Consider the following 18,652-nt stretch of genomic DNA (forward strand, 5'->3'; position numbering starts at 1 on the left):
GTATAAAAAACAAACCCGACAGGTTTTAAAAACCTATCGGGTTATGGAAATAAAATCTACTCTTAAATATAGTATACTTATATATGTATACTTTCATTTAAACTATCGATTACTTCTTTTGTGATCTGAATACTTTTAAGCTTTGCCTGATGATCGAAGATTGGGCTTGTTACCATGAGTTCGTCTATTCTGGCATACTCTATGAACTTTTTCAAATCGGTTATTAATTGTTCTTTGTTACCTGTAAAGGTTCCAGCTGTCATTTGATTGACATGGAAACGTTCTTGTTCATTCATTATATCATCTAATGATGGAACCGGCGGCTGTAAACCTTTGCGATCGTTTCTAATTAGGTTCAGAAACATTTGATACAAACTTGTCGACAATAGTTCTGCTTCTTCGTTTGTGTCTGCTGCAATGATATTGACGCATGCCATTGTTTTTGGCTTGTCTAAATATTCTGAAGGCTGGAAATTTTCTCTGTAAAATTCAAATGCTTGAATCATTAGCTTTGGTGCAAAGTGTCCGGCAAAGGCGTAAGGTAATCCGTAAGCTGCTGCTAAAGCTGCGCTGTCCATACTTGATCCTAAAATCCAAATTGGTACTTTTAGGCCTTCGGCTGGGAATGCACGTACTTTTCCTGTTTCATTTTCGCTTGAAAAATATTCTTGAAGTTTGCTTACGTTTTGTGGAAAACGCTGAGCCTGTTCAAAAAAGTCTTTACGAATTGCTTCGGCGGTTGGCTGATCTGTTCCAGGCGCTCTTCCTAAACCTAAATCGATTCGGTTGGGATAAAGCGTTTCCAGAGTTCCAAATTGTTCGGCAACTACTAAAGGAGAATGATTCGGCAACATAATTCCGCCAGAACCTACTCGGATGTTTTTGGTCTGACTTGCCACATAACCAATTAAAACAACTGTTGCTGTACTTGCAACGTGTGCCATATTGTGATGTTCTGCAAGCCAAAACCGCTTGTATCCTAAAGTATCTGCTAATTGCGCTATGTCTTTTGTTTTTTGAAATGTTTCTTTGGCATTGCTATCCTGAGTGATGATAGCGAGGTCTAATAATGAGACTGAAATTGGGTTTTTCATATAAAAAAATGCTAGTCTACAAAATTAACTCATTTATACGGATGCCTTTTGTTTTCTAATGTTAATAGATTTATAATATTTCTAAAACTACTCAAAAGTGTATTTTTTAATAATTAATTATTGTTTTACAATAATTAATTATACATTTGCAATATCAATCTAACTTTTCATTATATGAAGACAACTCATATTGTATCTAGAATATTATTTTACTTTACCCGTTTTTTGGCTGTTGTTTATTTCTTTTTGGCCGGATATTCTGTTTTCACTTTAACAACAGGATTGTTTTTGACATTTAAAGATAGCGGAAAGTATTTTCAGGTTTGTTATCCGTTTACTACTCATCCAATAATGTTAGGTGATTACAATCTGCCGTATATTCTTTTTGATTTTTTGGCTCCACTGAGTTTATACGGACTTTTCTTTTTATTGAGCAGTAATGTTTTCAAAGTATTTTTTCAGCCTAAACTGTTTACTCAAAATGGAATTTCTCATTTAAGGCGTTTCTATTTATCCAATTTATTAATTCCGAGTATTGTAATATTTGTGGCTTTCTTTTTTGTTCCACTCGATAATGAAGTTTCGCTATTTATTCTGTTACACGGAATGCTTGGTGTTTTTGCTTACTTTTTAGCGGCCATTTTTAAACAAGGTTTAAACCTTCAGAACGAACAAGACTTATTTATATAACTATGCCAATAATTGTAAATGTTGATGTAATGCTTGCTAAACGCAAGATGCAGAGTAAAGAGTTGGCAGAAAAACTAGATATTACGCCTGCTAATTTATCGATTCTAAAAACTGGAAAAGCAAAAGGAATTCGGTTTGATACTCTCGAAGCTATTTGTAAAATATTGGATTGTCAGCCCGGCGATATTTTAGAATACGTGGCAGAATAGCTTTCTTTTAAATCTTATTTCACTCTTAATAAATCGGTTTTTGAAGCCGACAGGTATTTTATTGCCTAATTTTTTCAAATCACATTTTAATTCAATCATCTAAATCAATCAAAAAATGAACAGTTTATCAATCCAAAATCTCAGCAAAACGTATGAGAACGGCACAAAAGCGATTGACCAATTATCGCTTGAAATTACCAACGGAATGTTTGGTTTACTCGGACCAAACGGCGCTGGAAAATCGACTTTAATGCGAACTATTGTCGCTTTGCAGGAACCTACTTCGGGAATTATTGAATTTAACGGAATTAATATTCTAGAGAACCCAATGTTTATAAGGCAAAATTTGGGGTATCTGCCTCAGGAATTTGGTGTTTATCCTAAAATTTCTGCTTATCGCCTGCTCGATCATTTGGCGGTTTTAAAAGGAATCGTAGATAAAAAGGAACGTCACGATCAAATTTTGTATTTATTACAGCAGACGAATTTATTGCAACACAAAGACAAAGCGGTTCATTCTTTTTCCGGCGGTATGCGTCAACGCTTTGGAATTGCGCAGGCATTGTTGGGAAATCCTAAGATTATTATTGTGGACGAACCTACTGCGGGACTTGATCCCGAGGAAAGAAACCGATTTAATAATTTGCTGAGCGAAATTGGCGAAAGCATTATTGTGATTCTATCGACGCATATTGTAGAAGACGTTCGTGATTTATGTCCTAAAATGGCCATTATTTCTAACGGAAAATTGATTTTGGAAGGAAAGCCAAATGAAGCGATCGATTCTTTGAAAGATAAAATCTGGATGAAGGCGATTACTAAAACAGAACTAAAGGATCATCAATCGAACTTTAATATTATTTCGTCCAACTTAAATTCAGGGAAAATCAATATTCATGTTTTTTCAGATGAACGACCAGATTCTGGTTTCGAATTAATTTCGCCCGATTTGAGCGATGTTTATTTTAGTGTTTTAGCTCAAAATCAATTTAAAAATTAAGGTTATGCTTTCTAAATTAATTCAATTTGAATGGCATAACAATACCAGAAGCTGGACTTTTTATGCCATGTTTATCATTTATTTGGTTTTAGGATTTTTTGTGAGTGCTTTTGCGAATTTCTCTTTTTCGGGTGCTTACAAAAATAGTCCGTACGTATTGACTTATGCAATTGGTTTGATTTCCCTGATGACTATTTTTTCGATTACACTTCAGGTTGCACAGAGTTTCTTAAAGGAATATGAAACGAAATTCGATTCGATTATTTCCTCCGCTCCTATTTCTAAGTTTCATTATTTGGCTCCTAAATTTATTACTGCGTCTGCAATTGCCGTAGTTTCTTTTGGAATGTTTATCGTCGGAATGATCGTTGGGCATCAAATGTCGTGGCTTTCTAAAAGCGAAATCGGTCCTTTTGAAATTATAAATTATCTCTGGCCGTATTTTGTCATTGTGATTCCGAATATTTTTCTGTGTCTTTCTATATTGACGGCTTTGGCCTGGCTTACTCGAAGCAAACTCTTTATTTATGTTGGAGGTTTATTAATCTACATCTTATATATAGCAGGTTCGATTTTTTCTAATTCGCCGATCTTTGCAAATGCTTCTCCGTCTTCGGCGAAAGCCATGTCTTTGTCCGCAAAAATAGATCCGTTTGGTTTGGGAGCGTTTTTAGAACAAACGAGATATTGGACTGCAATTGAAAAAAATACCGAATTGGTCTCACTTTCCGGTAACTTTCTTTTCAATAGAATGCTGTGGTTTTCTGTTGCGATACTTTTACTTTTTGTCTCGTATCGATTGTTTTCCTTCCGAAAAACGAAAACTAAAAAGATAAAAACCTCAAAAACTATTTCAAAACAAGCAAAAGTACTTTCTTCGGAAATTCCAAAAAACATCGAATTCAAAACTTTCAGACATAATTGGGCGGTTTTTAAAAGCAATATCAAGCTGGATATTTTTTTAGTTCTAAAAGGAATTCCGTTTTTATTGATTGTTCTTTTGTTTTCGGGATTATTGGCAATCGAAATTTCGGATGAAATTGACGGCGGAATCCGATTAGCGGAAAAAATTACGGATACGGCTTTGATGATTTCTACAATAATGGATCGTCTGCCGTTTATTCTAATATTAATTCTTCTCTTTTACAGCAGTGAATTAGTAAACCGAAGCGAAAATTCGAGATTTGAAATGCTCGAAAATACTGAACCGTATTCTCAATTTGTAGTTTTACTATCAAAACTAACGGCACTTTTTATTATTCCACTAATCATAATCAGCATTAGTATTTTGATTGGATGTATATTTCAGATTGCGAATGCAAATGCTCCAATCGAAATTGGTCTTTATCTTTCTTTGTTTTATTATCTTGGTTTTCCGTTGTTGTTGATCTCGATTTTGGTAATTGCGATTCAGACTTTTATTAAAAATAAATATATCGGACTTTCCGTTGCTTCTTTTATATGTCTTCTGTTTTGCACCGGAATTGGAGAACAATTGGGAATTTCACATCCCTTACTGCGATTTGGAGATGCTTTTAAAAGAGAATATTTTGATTTGAATGGTTTCGGAAAATACACTTTTCCGTTTCATATTTCGATGTTGTACAATTTCGGATTGGCTTTACTGCTTCTTACTTTGACTGGAATTTTATGGAAAAGAAATGCTTCAATCGTAAAAACCTTTCGAAGAAATTCATTTAATGGCATTCAAAAAATAACTTTCTTCTTGGGAATTATTCTTTTTATTGGTTTTGGAAGTTATCTTTTTTATAAAACGAATATCGAATATCCTTATTTGACCGAAGAAGATCAAAATAACTGGAGCGAGAAATATGAAAATCAATTTAAAAAATACACTAATCTGCCTCAGCCCACGATTGTTTCTGTAAAAAGCAAAGTCGATTTATTTCCTGAGGAGAATCGTTATGAGGTAAAAGGTACTTATGAATTGATCAATAATTCTGAAAAACCTATTGATAGTTTACTCCTATATATAGATCGAAATTCGAAACTGACTTCTGTTGAAATTCCAAATTCAAAAAATCTAGATGATCTTTCGGCATTTCAACATTATTGGTATCGATTGGAAAAACCTTTACAGCCTCAGCAGAAAATGGAAATGAGTTTTTCTTTTGAATCGTCGTGGTCGCCATTTAAAGGTCATACTGCTTTTAATTCTATAATTGAAAATGGCTCTTTTATGCGAATAAGCCGTTACTTTCCGCTTTTTGGTTATCAGGAATCGAATGAAATTAGCAGTAAAAAAGAACGTGCGAAAAAGCATTTGAAACCGCAGACGCCTCTTAAAAAACTGGAAGACAAATCGGAAATTAGATATGATTTTGTTGATTATGATGCTGTGGTTTCGACTTCTAAAAATCAAACGGCAATTGGCGTTGGAGATTTAATTGGAAATTGGACAAAAGAAAACCGCAATTATTTTCATTATAAATCTAATGGTAAGATTCCGTTTCGATTTGCTTTTTCTTCTGCGGAATATGAAATTCAAAAAACGAATTATAAAGACATTTCGATTGAAGTTTTTTATGATAAAAGGCATTCCAGAAACATCAAAAAACTAATTCAGGATGTAAAAAACACGTTAGATTACTGCCAAAATAATTTCGGTAAATATCCTTATAAAACAATTCGTTATGCCGAAGTTTCTGCTTTCGCCGATGGATTTGCGGCGACTTCTTATCCATCGACAGTTTTTATGAAAGAGAATTTTGGATTTTACAGCAACCTCAACAATAAGGATAAGGAAGATGTAATTAATCAATTAACGGCTCATGAATTGTCGCATGAATGGTGGGGAAATTCACAGATCAATCCGGAACAAAAAGAAGGAAGCTGGATCTTGACCGAAACTTTGGCACAATACACTGAACTGATGTTGTATGAAAAAGAACATGGTTTGGAAAAAGCGGTCGAAACTTTAAAAATTCATCTCGATTTATATTTGAGCAGTCGAAGTTATGATCCTGAAACGCCTTTGTATAAAACGAATTACGAAACTCCGTATTTACCTTATGATAAAGGAATGCTGGTGATGCATCAGCTTCGGGTTTTAATTGGTGAGGAAAAAGTAAATCTGGCTTTGAAAAATTTCCTGAATCATAATAAATATCCAAATCCGTTTCCTGATTCTGAAAGTTTATTAAAGGAAATTTATGCTGTTGCAAATGTTAAACTGCATACTAAATTGGATGAAATGTTTAAGCAGATTATTACGTGTTCGTCAAAAATAGAATGGGTTTCAAGTAGTAGAAAGAATGGCTTTTATGAAGTTTCTTTTAAAGCGGTTTCTGAAAAATTCAGAGAAAATGCAACTGGAGAACGAAAATCAATTGCAAACGATGCTACAATAGATATTGGAATTTATGATGAAAACGGAAAACTGTTTCGTTATCCTTTCACTATCAAAAACAATAAAATTGAAGGTGAAATCAAACTGAAAACAAAACCTCAACGCATTGTGATTGATCCGTATTTAATGAATATTGATACTTTTATAGAGGACAACGAGAAGGAAATCGATTAGTTTTTTGCCACTAATTTCACGAATTTTTAATTTTAGTTTTTCGCAAATGCTCAAAATAGCTCGAGGTTTCAACCGTAGGAAACGTTACGAATTGGGTGTAATTTATATTGTGTACCCGTGGTTGAATCCACGGGATATGTTTGAAATAAAAACAAGTCAAAAAATAGGAATTAGAGAAATTCGTGAATTGCTTCGCCTGTTCGCTGTCGCTCGAGTCGTGGCAAAAAATAATTTCCGCTGAATCAAAAAAGAGAACTGATTTTAAACCTAAATTTGTACATCAAAATACCAATTCGGTTTTAGCTTATCTGCAAATGACACACAAAATTTTAATTATAGACGACGAAGAAAAACTCAGAAGTCTTTTAGCGCGAATTATAAAATCAGAAGGTTTTGAAGTTGTCGAAGCCAAAGATTTAAAATCGGGTTTTAAAAAACTGGAACAAACCGAAATAGATGTCGTACTATGCGATGTAAAATTGCCTGACGGAAACGGTGTCGATTTTCTTCAAAACATAAAAGGAAATTTCCCATTGACAGAAGTTATTCTATTAACGGCTTTTGGAAATATTCCAGATGGAGTTCAGGCGATGAAAAATGGCGCTTTTGATTATATTGTAAAAGGAGACGATAACGATAAAATTATTCCGCTTCTCTACAAAGCTGTCGAAAAAGTGCATTTGCAAAAAAAAGTGCAGCAACTTGAAAAACGAATCAATGATAAATATTCGTTTAAAACTATCATTGGAAAATCAAAAGGTCTTGAACAGGTAATTGATTTGGCACAAAAAGTATCTAAAACAGATTCGACTGTTTTACTTACAGGCGAAACTGGAACTGGAAAAGAAGTTTTTGCACAAGCTATTCATGAAAACAGTAATCGTGCAGGAAAATCATTTGTGGCTTTAAACTGCAGTACTTTTAGCAAAGAAATTCTTGAAAGCGAATTATTTGGTCACAAACAAGGAGCTTTTACAGGAGCTTTAAAAGATAAAAAAGGTTTTATTGAAGAGGCAAACGGCGGTACTTTATTTCTAGACGAAATTGGTGAAATGCCAATTGATCTTCAGGCTAAACTATTACGGGTTTTAGAAACCAGCGAATATATTCCTGTTGGTGATACTACCTCAAAAAAATCAAACTTTAGATTAATTGCTGCGACAAACCGAGATCTAAAAACAGAAAGTGATGAACATCGTTTTCGTTCTGATTTGTATTTCCGTTTGAATATCTTCGAAATTAAACTTCCTTCTTTAAGAGAAAGAATCAAAGATATTCCAGTATTGACTCATTATTTCGTTAAACAGTTTTCTGAAAAAACGAATAAAAAAACATTACACATTGCAGATGATTTCCTGCAGAAACTAGAAAATTATTCCTGGCCTGGAAATATCCGCGAACTTAAAAATATTATCGAGAGATCGGTTATTTTGAGTAATGGTGACACTTTAACTTCGGATGTTCTGCCTTACGAAATGCAGCATCAAGCAGAAAAAAGTTCAAAACCTATGTCAGCTTTCTCAATGCAGAGTGTTGAAAAACTTCATATTCAAAAAGTATTGAATTATACTAAAGGTAATAAAGCTGAAACGGCTAGATTATTAGAAATTGGGATTGCTACTTTATATAGAAAGTTGGAAGAATATGGGATAGAGAAAAATTAAATTCCAAGTTTCAACTAAAATAGCAATGTCAATATTAATAGCAAATTCAATTTTCAAAGCTTCGGAGAAGTGTCATATTTATAGATTATTTATTCCCAATGATAAAAAGCTCCAGCGGAGCGACACTTAATATCACCCCTTTGGGACTGTAATATCTGTACTTGTTATTTTCTATAAATATAACGCTCCGCTGGAGCTTAACAATAACATATCAAAACGAGAAAAGCTTATCAAAATGATAGGCTTTTTTTATGCCTTCTTTTTGGCACAAAACTACATTCCTTTTATTGACAACACTTTAGATACAACTTTATTTTTTCGGAACATATTTTGGCATAAGGAGAGAGAACATTAAAATTCATTCCAAATGAAAAACCAAGTCACCTCAATCTGCAAACAAGCTGAACGCTTTGCTGAGATAACCAAAAAATCTATTATTTCGGGTAATATAGTTCGGGCAAAAAAATGCCTGGCTCTTGCTGAGCGTCTATTTGTAACTGGAAGCATCGAAACTAAAAATGCCATTTCTAATGTGTATGTTTTCTCAGTTTCTTCTTTTATGGAAATGCGTCACTGCAATATTTCACATCTTTTTCCTCAAACGCTTAAAGCGGAATATATCAAGCAGATTAATGCATCGGGAGTATAAATATGTTGAATAGGTTAACTGTTTAATTGGTTAATCACTTCAACATAACCTAAAATCTGAATTCTTAAATCTAAAATAATTATCCTATGATCACTTTTCTTTTACTCGGGCTGGCCATTGTGCTATTTGCCATTTGTTTTTTATCAGTTGAATTTTTTGAAAAAATATAAATCATGACCGCACTATTTATCATTTCAATCGCTGTTTTCGTGTATTTGATTTATGTATTAATCAAACCCGAAAAATTTTAAATCATGTAAAAAGTGAAATGTTATATGTGAAATGTAAACGTAAATTTTATTCATCAATCCATTTTATAAATCACCTTTCACTAAAAAAATAAAAATTATGAACACAGAATTATTAGGCGTCATTGGTATTTTTTTCTTAACTATTGTTTTAGCGATTCCTTTAGGAAAATATATTGCTAAAGTTTATTTGGGAGATAAAACACTTCTTGACCCGATTTTCAATCCAATTGAAAAAATTATTTTTAAAATCAGCGGTATAAATCCTGCCGAAGAAATGAACTGGAAACAACACTTAAAAGCACTTTTAAGTATAAACATGATTTGGTTCTTTCTTTGCTTTTTTGTCTTATTGTCTCAAGGTTCATTGCCCCTTAATCCAGATAACAATCCATCTATGACGCCTGATCTGGCATTTAATACTGCCATTTCATTTTTAGTCAATTGTAATTTACAGCACTATTCAGGTGAAAGCGGGGTTTCATACCTTTCACAAATAGTATTGATGTTTCTTCAATTTGTTTCTGCTGGTATCGGCTTGGCTGCGGCTGCAATGGTCTTTACTGCAATGAAAGAAAGAACTACTGAACAGCTGGGTAATTTTTACAATTATTTCATCAAAAGTTGTACTCGTATTTTATTACCGCTTTCAGCAATTGTAGCAATCGCTTTAGTTTTTAGCGGAACTCCAATGACTTTTGAAGGAAAAGATGCTATTACAACTTTACAAGGTGACAAAGTAGAAGTATCGAGAGGTCCTGCTGCTGCTTTTATTGCTATCAAACATATTGGTACAAATGGCGGCGGATTTTTTGGAGCTAACTCCTCACATCCGTTAGAAAACCCGACTTATTTTACTAATGGAGTTGAACTTTGGGCACAAATGATTGTTCCGTTTGCGATGATTTTTGCTTTAGGTTTTTATTTAAAGAAAAGAAAACTATCCTACATAATCTTCGGAGTAATGACAGTTGGTTTCCTATTATTAGTAACCCCGACAGTTATGAGCGAAATTAACGGAAATCCTGCCATCGAAAAAATGGGAATCGTACAGACAAATGGAGCGATGGAAGGAAAAGAAGTTCGGTTTGGGCCAGCAATATCTGGTTTTTGGAGTATTGCTACAACCGTAATTTCTACAGGTTCTGTAAATAGTATGCACGATAGTTCGATGCCTGTTTCTGGTGCAATGGAATTACTTGCTATGATGGTTAATGCTTTTTACGGCGGATGTGGCGTGGGTATTTTGAACTACTACATTTTTATTATTCTGGCGGTATTTATCTCTGGATTAATGGTTGGTCGAACTCCTGAATTTTTAGGAAAGAAAATCGAAGCTCGGGAAGTAAAAATAGCTGCTTTTATCGCCATTCTTCACCCTTTATTAATATTATCAGGAACTGCTTTAGCATCTTATTTCGCTGCTCATGATACTGCAATGGGTTATTGGTTTAACGGAAACGCGACGGGTTGGTTAAATAATCCTGGAAACCACGGATTCTCAGAAATGTTATACGAATATACTTCGAGCGCAGCCAACAACGGCTCTGGTTTTGAAGGTTTAGGAGATAATAATCCGTTTTGGAATATCACTACAGGAATTGTGCTGTTGTTAAGCCGCTTTATTCCAATCATTGGACCATTAGCAATTGCAGGTTTATTGGCTGGTAAGAAATACATTCCAGAGAGTGCAGGAACTTTAAAAACGGATACATCAATTTTCGGAATTATGACTTTTGCCGTAATCGCAATTATCGCTGCTTTATCATTCTTTCCAGCGTTGGCACTTGGACCTTTGGCGGAATATTTTACACTAAAATAATAACTCATTTTTCAATGCTGAAAATATTTTAAACACATAGAAACATAATTTTTTCTTTACCTAAAAAAAGAAAGTTGAAAGAAACTAGTTTCTAACACATAGTTAGAATAAAAAATCAGCAGTTCGTATTTAAAAATATAGCCCGTGGTTTCAACCACGGGAAACGGATTGCGAGGACGCAGATTGCGATATACGTTGCGTCCCAGTGGTTGAAACCACTGGCTATGTTTACAATCTATGTGTTTTTTATTGCATAACATTTAACAAATAACATTTAACTTTTTACAAGAAAATGACAACTAATAAATCCACATCATTGTTTGAAAGTAAACAGGTAAAAGAAGCCTTAGTGCAATCTTTTGTCAAGCTGAATCCAAAAATGATGATCAAAAATCCGGTAATGTTTACCGTAGAAATTGGAACAGCAATTATGTTTGCCGTTTGCATTTCAATATTAATGGGAGCAAACGACCAAGGAAGTCTTACTTATAATCTAATTGTATTCTTCATTTTACTAGCAACACTATTATTTGCCAATTTCGCTGAAGCTATCGCTGAAGCAAGAGGAAAAGCACAAGCCGACAGTTTAAGAAAAACCAGAGAAGAAACCCCTGCAAAACAAATTTTACCTAACGGAGAAATTAGAAACATCAGCTCTTCGGCATTAAAAAAAGACGATATTTTCGTTTGCGAAGCCGGTGATTTAATTGCTGCCGATGGAGAAATTGTCGAAGGTCTGGCTACTATAGACGAAAGTGCTATTACCGGAGAAAGTGCTCCTGTAATTCGGGAAGCTGGAGGAGACAAATCTTCGGTTACAGGAGGTACAAAAGTACTATCTGATAAAATTAAAGTAAAAGTAACATCTGAACCTGGCGAAAGCTTTTTAGATAAAATGATTGCTTTAGTCGAAGGTGCAAGCCGTCAAAAAACACCAAATGAAATCGCATTAACCATTTTACTAGCCGCATTTACTTTAATCTTCGTGATTGTGTGCGTTACGCTAAAACCGTTTGCCGACTATGCCAACGCACCCATCACGATTGCGGCTTTCATTGCTTTGTTTGTATGTTTAATTCCAACTACAATTGGAGGCTTACTTTCTGCTATTGGTATCGCGGGAATGGACAGAGCTTTACGAGCTAACGTAATCACAAAATCTGGAAAAGCGGTTGAAACTGCCGGAGATATTGATGTACTGCTTTTAGATAAAACAGGAACAATAACAATCGGGAACAGAAAAGCAACCAATTTTTATCCCTCTAAAGGAATTTCAGAGGAAGAATTTATAAAATCTGCTGTACTAAGTTCATTAGCAGATGATACTCCGGAAGGGAAAAGTATCGTGGAATTGGCAGGAGCCGAAACTGCCAGTAAATTATCTATTGAAGGTGCTACTTTAATCAAATTTACCGCCGAAACGAGAACTTCCGGAGTTATTTTAAAAGATGGTACAAATATTAGAAAAGGTGCGCAAGATGCTGCTAAAAATATCGCACTGCAAGCAGGAAATTCTTTTCCAGATGATACTGCACAACAAGTAATTACGATTTCATCTAACGGAGGAACGCCGCTGGTTGTTATTAAAAACAATGTAGTTCAAGGTGTAATCGAACTTCAGGATATTATAAAAACCGGAATGAAAGAACGTTTTGAGCGCTTACGCAGAATGGGAATCAAAACGGTAATGGTTACAGGTGATAATCCGCTTACAGCAAAATTTATTGCCGAAGCTGCTGGTGTTGATGATTTTATTGCCGAAGCTAAACCTGAGGATAAAATGAACTACATTAGAAAAGAACAAGCCGAAGGAAGATTGGTTGCCATGATGGGTGACGGAACAAATGATGCCCCTGCCCTTGCCCAAGCCAATGTTGGAGTTGCCATGAACAGCGGAACTCAGGCTGCAAAAGAAGCAGGAAACATGGTCGACCTTGACAATGATCCAACGAAATTAATTGAGATTGTTGAAATTGGAAAACAGCTTTTAATGACTCGAGGTACTTTAACTACTTTTTCTATTGCAAATGACGTTGCGAAATATTTTGCTATTGTTCCTGCTCTTTTTATTACTGCGATTCCTGCGTTGCAAGGTTTAAATATTATGCATTTGCACAGTCCTGAAAGCGCAATTTTATCGGCTGTAATTTTCAACGCGATTATCATTCCGATATTGATTCCGCTTGCGCTGAAGGGTGTTGATTACCGTCCAATTGGGGCAAGTGCCATCTTAAAAAGAAATCTTTTGATTTATGGTTTGGGTGGTTTAATTGTTCCTTTTATCGGAATTAAAGTAATTGATTTAGTTGTCGCACTATTTATGTAAAAAAAGGTACTGAGATGCTAAGATTCTAAGGGACTAAGGTTTTCTCTTAGAGTCGTAAAATCCAAGAACTTTTAAAAACTCAAATTAAAAACACAGACTTTAGATTATTAAGCTTCTAAGAAAAAAACTTAGAATCTTAGAATCTTAGTCCCTTAGAATCTCAAAAGAAATGAAAAATCTATTTTCTATACTAAAACTTACTGTGGCTACTTTAATCTTGTTCGCAGTTATTTATCCTCTTGCGATTTACGGAATTGCAAAATTAGCTCCAAATCAAGGGAAAGGAGAAACGATTTCGGTTAACGGAAAAGTGGTTGGATACCAAAAAATTGGTCAAAAATTCGATAAGTCGAATTATTTCTGGGGAAGACCTTCTGCCGTTGATTATAATGCTGCCGGAAGTGCCGGAAGCAACAAAGGTCCAAGTAATGCTGAATATTTAGCTTTGGTTCAAAAAAGAATTGATACACTATTGCTTGTTCATCCTTACTTGAAAAAATCTGAAATTCCGGCTGATATGGTAACGGCTTCAGGAAGTGGTTTAGATCCAAATATTTCTCCGCAAGGGGCTCTGATTCAGGTTAAACGAATTGCTAAAGAAAGAAAACTGGATGAAGCTAAAGTAAAAACTTTAGTTGAATCTAAAATTAATTCAGCTGTTGTTGGTCCTGAAACGGTGAATGTTTTGGAATTGAATGTGGCGCTGGATCAGTTAAAATAATACGTTTTTAAACCCGACAGGTTTAAAAAATCTGTCGGGTTTGACAAAGATATTTAGCTATTCTTGTCATTTCGACGAAGGAGAAATCACACTCATAATTCGACAAAGATTGGCGATTAACTGTGCGGAGTTTCTAATGTGATTTGCTTCGCCAGTTCGCTATCGCTCGGGTCTCCTTCGTCGAAATGACAAAATAAGACGTTGAATCAAAAACTTTAAAATTAAATCCCTGCAAAGTTTTGTAAACCTTGCAGGAAACAAAAACGCCTTTTTTACCCCAAATACTCTAGCCCCGATAGTAGTGAAAATCCTTTTGTGCCGGCGTTCGGTACAAAAGATTGAAACGGATAGCGGGAAATAGCTCCTAAAAAAAATCTACTAATAATTAATTACCCTTTCGGGTTTGAATACCACAATTAACAATGAAAAAAATTATACTTACTGCTTTAATCGCTTTTGGTTACAGCAATTTACATGCACAAGAAGAAACAAAAAGTCCATTAACATTTTCAGGATATGTAGAAACTTATTATAGTTACGATTTTGGAAAACCTGAAAATCATACTCGACCAAACTTTTTTTATAATTTTAATAAAAGTAATGAAGTGAATATTAATTTAGGAATGGCAAAAGTAAATTACACCAAAGATAATATTCGTGGTAATTTTGCTCTAATGGCGGGAACTTACGTCGAATACAATATGGCTGCCGAGCAAGGTTTATTGAAAAATATTTACGAGGCGAATGTTGGCGTTAAGATTTCGAAAAAACATAATTTGTGGATTGATGCGGGAATCATGCCTTCGCATATTGGTTTTGAAAGTGCGATTGGAAAAGATTGTCAGACTTTAACGAGAAGTATTTTGGCTGAGAATTCTCCTTATTATGAAACGGGAGTGAAAATTGGTTATACAAGTGAATCTGGAAAATGGTATTTGGCGGGTATGTACTTAAATGGCTGGCAGCGAATTGAGAAGGTAGAAGGAAATCAAACGCCTGCTTTTGGAACGCAGGTTACTTACAAACCGTCTGATCGAGTTGTTTTAAACTGGAGTACTTATGTTGGAAATGAGCAGCCAGATATCGACAAAAAATGGCGTTATTTTAATAACTTCTACGGACAGTTTAAAGTAACAGAGAAAACAAATATAACGGCTGGTCTTGATGTTGGATCTCAGCAATCGGCTAAAAACAGTAACAAATATGACACTTGGTTTTCGCCAGTTTTGATTCTGCAATACAAACCAACAGATAAAATTCAGCTTGCAGCACGCGGTGAATATTATAGTGATGAAAAAGGTGTAATTATCGCAACTGAAACACCAAATGGTTTTAAAACTTACGGATTTTCAGCTAACTTTGATTACTTAGTAACTGACAATGTAATGTTTAGAATTGAGGCTAGAAATCTTTCGAGTAAAGATGAAATCTTCACAAAAGATAACGTTCCAACAGACACGAACACTTTTGTGACGACTTCGCTGGCGATTAGTTTCTAGGAAAATTTCTTGCCACAGATTACAAAGATTAAAAGTATTTTTTTTCGCCACGAATTACACAAATTTTCGCTAATTTTTATTCAATATAATTCGTGGAAATTTGTGTAATTCCTGGCAAATAAATCTACACACAGATATTAAAAAAATCCTTTTAATCTTTAGCTTAAAAAAAAACTTTGTGACTTAGCGCCTTAGTGGCAAAAATTATGGAAAACGAAAATAATAACGCACAGCACTTTCTCGATTTAATTCAGAAATCACGAAAGGGAAAGTTTAAAATCTACATTGGGATGAGCGCCGGTGTGGGCAAAACTTTTCGCATGCTTCAGGAAGCGCATTCGTTATTGAAAAATGGAATCGATGTCAAAATTGGCTACATCGAAACGCACATGCGAAAGGAAACGCATGAATTATTAGCGGGTTTGCCGATAATTCCGAGACGGACTATTTTTTATAAAGGAAAGGAACTCGAAGAACTCGATGTTCAGGCAATTATTAATCTTCGCCCAGAAGTTGTGATTGTTGATGAACTGGCGCACACAAATGTTGAAGGAAGCAAAAATGAAAAGCGCTGGCAGGATGTATTAGAGATTCTGGACGCTGGAATTAATGTGATTTCGGCTGTCAATATTCAGCATATTGAGAGTTTAAATGAAGATATAAAACGTATTACAAATATTGATGTTCAGGAACGAATTCCAGATAATGTTCTGCGATTGGCAGATGAAGTCGTAAATATCGACTTAACATCTGAAGATTTGATTGCGCGTTTGAAAGAAGGAAAAATTTATACTCCAGATAAAATTCAAACGGCCTTAACGAACTTTTTTAAATCGGAACAGATTTTACAACTTCGAGAATTGGCTTTGAAAGAAGTAGCGAGTCAGGTCGTTCGAAAAGTTGAAAATGAAGTTCCGAATCTTCATGCTTTACGACACGAGAAACTTTTGGCCTGCATTAGCAGCAATGATAAAACGACTAAAATTGTAATTAGAAAAGCTGCTCGTCTGGCAAGTTATTATAATGGACTATGGTATGTTTTGTATGTGGAAACGCCACAGGAAAGCAGTACAAAAATTGCTTTGGACAAACAACGGCATTTAATTAATAATTTTAAACTCGCCGTACAATTAGGCGCAGAAGTGATTAAATTAGAAAACTCAAATATTGCCAATGCTATTTTGACAACTGTAGAAGAAAAACAAATTACAACGGTATGTATCGGGAAACCGCATTTGAATTTATTTAAAGTAATTTTGTCTACAACAATTTTCAGGCGTTTGCTAAATAAACTGTCTTTATCAAACGTCGATCTTGTTATCTTATCGTGAAAAAATATTAAACCATATAAGTAATATAAGTTCATTTAATCTGGATACTTAATCAGGCGTGCTTACATTTTCTTATATTACTTATATGGTTCAAAAAAAGTTTTATAAAATGAGAATTAAAACCAAATTGAATCTGGGAGTTGGATTGTTATTTTTAATGATCATTATACTTTCGTTAGTGAGCGGTTATTCTGTTTTTTTGATAAAAGCAGATACCGAGAATATTCTGAAAGCGAATTACAACACGCTGGAATATTCTAGAAATATGATTTTGTCATTGGATGAAATTAAAACGAGCTCTGATAGTAAGATTCTTATTTTCAAGGATTATCTTGAAAAACAAACACAAAATGTTACGGAACCCGGAGAAAAGGAAGCAACTGAAAATCTGGAAAAAAGTTTTACTATTTTAGAAAAAAATGGTGCCAGCGAAGCCTTAAAAACAAAAATCAGACAGAATATTTTTGCTATTATGAAACTTAATCTGGATGCCATAAAACAGAAGAGTGACATTGCAAAACTAACTGCTGAAAATGCCAATTTATGGATTGCAATTGTGGGAAGTTTATGTTTTCTGATTGCTTTTAATCTGCTGGTCAATTTACCCAATAATATTGCCAATCCAATTAAGGAATTAACACTGAGTATTAAGGAAATTGCCAATAAAAACTATTCGGAGCGCGTTCATTTTACGAGTCATAGCGAGTTTGGCGATCTGGCCAAATCGTTTAATACAATGGCGCAGAAACTTCAGGAATATAACGATAGTAATTTGTATAAGCTCTTTTTTGAGAAGAAACGACTGGAAACGCTTATCAATAATATGCACGATCCAATTATTGGTTTAGACCATGAAGGAATTGTTTTATTTGCTAATGATGAAGCGTTGAAAATTATTGGCCTGAAATTAGAAGATGTTATCGGGAAATCGGCTTCTACTCTAGCCTTGTCTAATGATTTAATTCGTTCTTTGATTTTGAAAGAGGATATTGATGTTCCTAAAAAACAACCGCTTAAAATTTATGCACACGGAAAAGAAAGTTATTTTGAAAAAGAAATTCTGAATATTACGATAATTCCGACTGGAGAAGAAAAAGAAATCAATATTGGAGATGTGATTATTCTGCGAAATATTACGCTTTTTAAAGAATTGGATTTTGCCAAAACAAACTTTATTGCAACCGTTTCGCACGAATTAAAAACACCAATTGCTTCTATAAAATTAAGTCTTCAATTACTTGAAAATGAAAAAACGGGTGATATGAACGACGACCAAAAACAATTGGTAGAAAGTATAAAAGATGACAGTCAGAGATTGCTAAAAATTACAGGCGAACTGCTTAATTTATCACAATTAGAAACTGGAAATATTCAGTTGACTATCGAAAAAAGCAATCCGCATAAAATTGTAAATTATGCTGTTGAAGCAGTAAAAGTTCAAGCCGACCAAAAACAAATTAAACTTGTAATTGACGCTGATGAAGATCTTCAAGATGTGAAAGCCGACAGCGAAAAAACAGGCTGGGTTTTGATTAATTATTTGTCGAATGCGATTCGGTATTCATCTGAAAAAAGTACTATTTTTATCAAATTAAGAAAGGAAAATAATCAAATCGTATTTCAGGTTATCGACACTGGAAAAGGAATTGACACCAGATATAAAGACAGAGTTTTTGATAAATATTTTCAAGTTCCCGGCAGCCAGAAATCTGGAACAGGATTAGGATTAGCCATTAGTAAAGAATTTATTGAAGCTCAGAATGGAAGTGTTGGTGTTGAGAGTAATTTGGGATTAGGAAGTACGTTTTGGTTTTCGTTGAAGGTTTGATTCTTACATTTATTAAATTTATTTACA

The 18,652-nt window shown here is 34.4% G+C and carries 14 protein-coding genes; 13 read left to right on the plus strand and 1 reads right to left on the minus strand.

Going from position 1 to position 18,652, the window contains the following annotated elements; genetic code table 11:
• Positions 1-77: 77 nt before the first annotated feature.
• Positions 78-1,094: an LLM class flavin-dependent oxidoreductase gene (locus BOW55_RS10390; protein WP_129024071.1), complete on the minus strand. Its 1,017-nt coding sequence runs from the start codon at positions 1,092-1,094 to the stop codon at positions 78-80.
• A gap of 174 nt (positions 1,095-1,268) precedes the next feature.
• Here BOW55_RS10390 and BOW55_RS10395 point away from each other — a divergent pair, with 174 nt between their 5' ends.
• The 13 genes from BOW55_RS10395 (at position 1,269) to BOW55_RS10455 (ending at position 18,625) form a co-directional block, all read left to right on the plus strand.
• Positions 1,269-1,784 (plus strand): DUF2975 domain-containing protein, encoded by a 516-nt coding sequence (locus BOW55_RS10395; protein WP_129024072.1) that lies wholly within the window; start codon positions 1,269-1,271, stop codon positions 1,782-1,784.
• A 2-nt stretch (positions 1,785-1,786) separates the two neighbouring features.
• Complete coding sequence (locus BOW55_RS10400; protein ID WP_012024053.1) at positions 1,787-1,993, plus strand: helix-turn-helix transcriptional regulator; 207 nt, start codon at positions 1,787-1,789, stop codon at positions 1,991-1,993.
• A gap of 115 nt (positions 1,994-2,108) precedes the next feature.
• Entirely contained in the window at positions 2,109-2,993 is an 885-nt protein-coding gene (locus tag BOW55_RS10405) for an ABC transporter ATP-binding protein (protein ID WP_129024073.1), read from the plus strand.
• 4 nt (positions 2,994-2,997) lie between these two features.
• Positions 2,998-6,537: a M1 family aminopeptidase gene (locus tag BOW55_RS10410; protein ID WP_129024074.1), complete on the plus strand. Its 3,540-nt coding sequence runs from the start codon at positions 2,998-3,000 to the stop codon at positions 6,535-6,537.
• 314 nt (positions 6,538-6,851) lie between these two features.
• The gene (locus BOW55_RS10415; protein ID WP_129024075.1) at positions 6,852-8,201 is read left to right on the plus strand and encodes a sigma-54 dependent transcriptional regulator; all 1,350 of its coding nucleotides are present in this window, start codon (positions 6,852-6,854) and stop codon (positions 8,199-8,201) included.
• 367 nt (positions 8,202-8,568) lie between these two features.
• The gene (locus BOW55_RS10420; protein ID WP_129024076.1) at positions 8,569-8,850 is read left to right on the plus strand and encodes a hypothetical protein; all 282 of its coding nucleotides are present in this window, start codon (positions 8,569-8,571) and stop codon (positions 8,848-8,850) included.
• 173 nt (positions 8,851-9,023) lie between these two features.
• A complete protein-coding gene (gene kdpF, locus BOW55_RS10425; RefSeq protein WP_073099479.1) occupies positions 9,024-9,101 on the plus strand; it encodes a K(+)-transporting ATPase subunit F in 78 nt (25 codons plus the stop codon).
• A gap of 97 nt (positions 9,102-9,198) precedes the next feature.
• The gene (kdpA, locus tag BOW55_RS10430) at positions 9,199-10,920 is read left to right on the plus strand and encodes a potassium-transporting ATPase subunit KdpA (RefSeq protein ID WP_129024077.1); all 1,722 of its coding nucleotides are present in this window, start codon (positions 9,199-9,201) and stop codon (positions 10,918-10,920) included.
• A 292-nt stretch (positions 10,921-11,212) separates the two neighbouring features.
• The gene (gene kdpB, locus BOW55_RS10435) at positions 11,213-13,246 is read left to right on the plus strand and encodes a potassium-transporting ATPase subunit KdpB (RefSeq protein WP_129024078.1); all 2,034 of its coding nucleotides are present in this window, start codon (positions 11,213-11,215) and stop codon (positions 13,244-13,246) included.
• A 169-nt stretch (positions 13,247-13,415) separates the two neighbouring features.
• Entirely contained in the window at positions 13,416-13,967 is a 552-nt protein-coding gene (locus BOW55_RS10440) for a K(+)-transporting ATPase subunit C (RefSeq protein ID WP_129024079.1), read from the plus strand.
• 422 nt (positions 13,968-14,389) lie between these two features.
• The gene (locus BOW55_RS10445; protein WP_129024080.1) at positions 14,390-15,466 is read left to right on the plus strand and encodes a porin; all 1,077 of its coding nucleotides are present in this window, start codon (positions 14,390-14,392) and stop codon (positions 15,464-15,466) included.
• A 206-nt stretch (positions 15,467-15,672) separates the two neighbouring features.
• On the plus strand, positions 15,673-16,797 hold the full coding sequence (locus BOW55_RS10450; protein ID WP_129024081.1) for a sensor protein KdpD: 1,125 nt from the start codon (positions 15,673-15,675) through the stop codon (positions 16,795-16,797).
• Positions 16,798-16,906: 109 nt separating this feature from the next.
• The gene (locus BOW55_RS10455) at positions 16,907-18,625 is read left to right on the plus strand and encodes an ATP-binding protein (RefSeq protein ID WP_129024082.1); all 1,719 of its coding nucleotides are present in this window, start codon (positions 16,907-16,909) and stop codon (positions 18,623-18,625) included.
• Positions 18,626-18,652: the final 27 nt, after the last annotated feature.

The sequence above is a fragment of the Flavobacterium sp. YO12 genome (assembly GCF_004119495.1).
Classification (GTDB): Bacteria; Bacteroidota; Bacteroidia; order Flavobacteriales; family Flavobacteriaceae; genus Flavobacterium.

Excerpts from the sequence above, each read along its gene's own strand:
- kdpF (WP_073099479.1), top strand. The coding sequence starts at position 9,024 with ATGACCGCACTATTTATCATTTCAATCGCTGTTTTCGTGTATTTGATT.
- kdpB (WP_129024078.1), top strand. The coding sequence starts at position 11,213 with ATGACAACTAATAAATCCACATCATTGTTTGAAAGTAAACAGGTAAAA.
- BOW55_RS10390 (WP_129024071.1), bottom strand. The coding sequence starts at position 1,094 with ATGAAAAACCCAATTTCAGTCTCATTATTAGACCTCGCTATCATCACT.
- BOW55_RS10440 (WP_129024079.1), top strand. The coding sequence starts at position 13,416 with ATGAAAAATCTATTTTCTATACTAAAACTTACTGTGGCTACTTTAATC.
- BOW55_RS10400 (WP_012024053.1), top strand. The coding sequence starts at position 1,787 with ATGCCAATAATTGTAAATGTTGATGTAATGCTTGCTAAACGCAAGATG.
- BOW55_RS10455 (WP_129024082.1), top strand. The coding sequence starts at position 16,907 with ATGAGAATTAAAACCAAATTGAATCTGGGAGTTGGATTGTTATTTTTA.
- kdpA (WP_129024077.1), top strand. The coding sequence starts at position 9,199 with ATGAACACAGAATTATTAGGCGTCATTGGTATTTTTTTCTTAACTATT.
- BOW55_RS10415 (WP_129024075.1), top strand. The coding sequence starts at position 6,852 with ATGACACACAAAATTTTAATTATAGACGACGAAGAAAAACTCAGAAGT.
- BOW55_RS10405 (WP_129024073.1), top strand. The coding sequence starts at position 2,109 with ATGAACAGTTTATCAATCCAAAATCTCAGCAAAACGTATGAGAACGGC.
- BOW55_RS10410 (WP_129024074.1), top strand. The coding sequence starts at position 2,998 with ATGCTTTCTAAATTAATTCAATTTGAATGGCATAACAATACCAGAAGC.
- BOW55_RS10445 (WP_129024080.1), top strand. The coding sequence starts at position 14,390 with ATGAAAAAAATTATACTTACTGCTTTAATCGCTTTTGGTTACAGCAAT.
- BOW55_RS10450 (WP_129024081.1), top strand. The coding sequence starts at position 15,673 with ATGGAAAACGAAAATAATAACGCACAGCACTTTCTCGATTTAATTCAG.
- BOW55_RS10420 (WP_129024076.1), top strand. The coding sequence starts at position 8,569 with ATGAAAAACCAAGTCACCTCAATCTGCAAACAAGCTGAACGCTTTGCT.
- BOW55_RS10395 (WP_129024072.1), top strand. The coding sequence starts at position 1,269 with ATGAAGACAACTCATATTGTATCTAGAATATTATTTTACTTTACCCGT.